Annotated in this window: 2 protein-coding genes; one reads left to right on the top strand and one right to left on the bottom strand. The window is 72.2% G+C overall.

The window, feature by feature from the left end:
* Positions 1 to 2,220 (top strand): cobaltochelatase subunit CobN (cobN, locus tag AB0M20_RS35060; protein ID WP_364304748.1); only part of this gene is annotated, 2,220 nt, incomplete at its 5' end.
* A gap of 23 nt (positions 2,221 to 2,243) precedes the next feature.
* Here the strand turns inward: cobN and cobF are convergent.
* Entirely contained in the window at positions 2,244 to 2,999 is a 756-nt protein-coding gene (gene cobF / locus AB0M20_RS35055) for a precorrin-6A synthase (deacetylating) (protein ID WP_364304746.1), read from the bottom strand.
* Positions 3,000 to 3,041 lie beyond the last annotated feature (42 nt).

Genomic DNA, 3,041 nt, shown 5'->3' with positions numbered 1-3,041 from the left:
GATTCCGGTGACATCGTGCTGGCCGCCATGCGGGACGAGAACGTCGTCGTGATGGTCCAGCCGCCGCGCGGCTTCGGCGCCAACCCGGTCGCCATCTACCACGACCCCGACCTGCCGCCGAGCCACCACTACCTGGCCGCCTACCGCTGGGTCGCCGACGAGTTCGGGGCCGACGCGATGGTGCACGTCGGCAAGCACGGCAACCTCGAGTGGCTGCCCGGCAAGAACGTCGGCATGTCCGCCGCCGACGGCACCGATGCCGCGCTCGGCGACCTCCCGCTGATCTACCCGTTCCTGGTGAACGATCCGGGCGAGGGCACACAGGCCAAGCGGCGCGCGCACGCCACCCTGGTCGACCACCTGATCCCGCCGATGGCGCGCGCCGAGTCGTACGGCGACATCGCCCGCCTCGAGCAGCTGCTGGACGAGCACGCCAACATCGCCGCGCTCGACCCGGCGAAACTGCCGGCCATCCGGGCCCAGATCTGGACGCTCATCCAGGCCGCCCGTCTCGACCACGACCTCGGCCTGGCCGACCGGCCCGGCGACGAGGAGTTCGACGAGTTCATCCTGCACGTCGACGGATGGCTGTGCGAGGTGAAGGACGTCCAGATCCGCGACGGGCTGCACGTTCTCGGCGCGGCGCCGCAGGGCGAGGCCCGGGTCAACCTGGTGCTGGCGATGCTGCGCGCGCGTCAGATGTGGGCCGGCAAGGTGGCCGCGCTGCCCGGCCTGCGCGAGGCGCTCGGCCTCGGCGAGGACGCTGCGATGCAGGAGGTCGATCGGGTCGAGGCGGAGGCCCGCGCGCTGGTGCAGGCGATGGAGGACGCCGGCTGGCCCGCGTCCGCCGCCGGGGTGACCGGCGACGAGCAGGTGCGGCGGGTGCTCGAGTTCGCCGCCGCCGAGATCGTGCCGCGGCTCGCCCGCACCACCGACGAGCTGACCCACACCCTGCACGCGCTGGACGGTGGCTACGTCCCGGCCGGCCCCAGCGGCTCACCCCTGCGCGGCCTGATCAACGTGCTGCCGACCGGCCGCAACTTCTACTCGGTCGACCCCAAGGCCATCCCGAGCGCGCTCGCCTGGGAGACCGGCCAGGCGATGGCCGATTCACTGCTGGCGCGCTATCGGGCGGACTACGGCGACTGGCCCCGCTCGGTCGGCCTGTCCGCCTGGGGCACCAGCGCCATGCGGACGGCCGGCGACGACATCGCCGAGATCCTGGCGCTTCTCGGGGTGCGGCCGATCTGGGACCAGGCATCGCGCCGGGTGACCGGCATCGAGCCGATCACCCTGGAGGAGCTAGGCCGGCCACGGATCGACGTGACGGTGCGCATCTCGGGCTTCTTCCGCGACGCGTTCCCGCACGTGGTGGCGCTGCTGGACGACGCTGTGGGGCTGGTCGCGGGGCTCGAGGAGCCGGCCGAGCAGAATTTCGTGCGCGCGCACGCCGTGGCCGACCGCGACCAGCACGGCGACTGGCGGCGGGCCACCACCCGGATCTTCGGGTCGCGGCCCGGGGCGTACGGCGCGGGGATCCTGCCGCTGATCGACAGCCGTAACTGGCGCGACGACGCGGATCTGGCCGAGGTCTATGCGGTGTGGGGCGGGTTCGCGTACGGGCGGGACCTGGACGGTGTGCCCGCGCGGCCGGACATGGAGACGGCGTACCGGCGCATCGAGGTCGCGGCGAAGAACATCGACACCCGCGAGCACGACATCGCCGACTCGGACGACTACTTCCAGTATCACGGCGGCATGATCGCGACGGTGCGGGCGCTGACCGGGCGGGCGCCGGCCGCGTACATCGGCGACTCCACCAACCCGGACGCGACGCGCACCCGCAGCCTGACCGAGGAGACCGCGCGGATCTTCCGGGCGCGCGTGGTGAACCCGCGGTGGATCGCGGCGATGCGCCGGCACGGGTACAAGGGAGCGTTCGAGCTGGCCGCGACCGTCGACTACCTGTTCGGGTACGACGCGACGGCCGGCGTGGTGGCCGACTGGATGTACGAGCAGCTGGCCGCGTCCTACGTGCTCGACCCGGAGAACCAGGAGTTCATGAACAAGTCGAACCCGTGGGCGCTGCACGGCATCACCGAGCGCCTGCTCGAGGCCGCCGACCGGAAACTGTGGGACTCGCCCGACCCGGAGACGCTGACCGCGCTGCGAGAGGTCTACCTGGCGACCGAGGGCGACCTGGAGGGCGACGACGACTGACCCGAGCCGGTGGCGGCGCGGGGTCAGGCGTCTCGGCGGCGCAGCAGGTACGTGTCCATGATCCAGCCGTGGCGTTCGCGGGCTTCGGCGCGGACCCGGGCGATCTCCTCGCGGGTCTCCTCGACCGGCCCGGCGAGCAGGATCTCGTCGGCCGTGCCGACGTAGGCGCCCCAGTAGATGTCGGCGTCCTTCACGCCCGTGAACGCCTGGCGGCCGTCCAGCATCACGACGACGTCGTCGACGCCCTCCGGCCATCCCTCGTCGGCCAGCCGCCGGCCGGTGGTGATCTGCACGGGACGGCCGACGCGGTTGAGCGGGGCGCGGTGCTTGGCGGCCAGCGCCGACACGCTGCTGATGCCGGGGATTACCTCGTACTCGAACTCGATCGCGCCGCGCTCCAAGATCTCGTCGAGGATCGCGATCGTCGAGTCGTAGAGCGTCGGGTCGCCCCACACCAGGAAGGCGCCGATCTCGTCGGCGAGCAGGTGCTCGGTGATCAGCGCCTCGGTCATCGCCGACCGGCGCCTGCGCCAGTCGTCGACGGTGCCGGTGTAGTCGTCCGGCATGCGGTCGCGATCGGGGTCCTGGCCCGTCGCGATGCGCCGGCTCGGCCGGGCGTACCCCTTGAGCAGCCGCCGCCGTAGCTCGATCATGCTGTCCTTGGCCTCGCCCTTGTCGATCAGGAAGAACACGTCGGTCCGCCCGATCGCCTTGGCCGCCTGCAGGGTCAGGTGGTCGGGGTCGCCGGCGCCGATCCCGATGACATAGATCTTCCGCACGGCACCCACTATGACGCGCCGCGACCCCCGGCCCGGGCCGGG

It is taken from the genome of Actinoplanes sp. NPDC051633 (assembly GCF_040681735.1).
Lineage (GTDB): Bacteria > Actinomycetota > Actinomycetes > Mycobacteriales > Micromonosporaceae > Actinoplanes.
The sequence above is the reverse complement of the archived record's forward strand: the minus strand, read 5'-3'. Positions and strand labels throughout refer to the sequence as shown.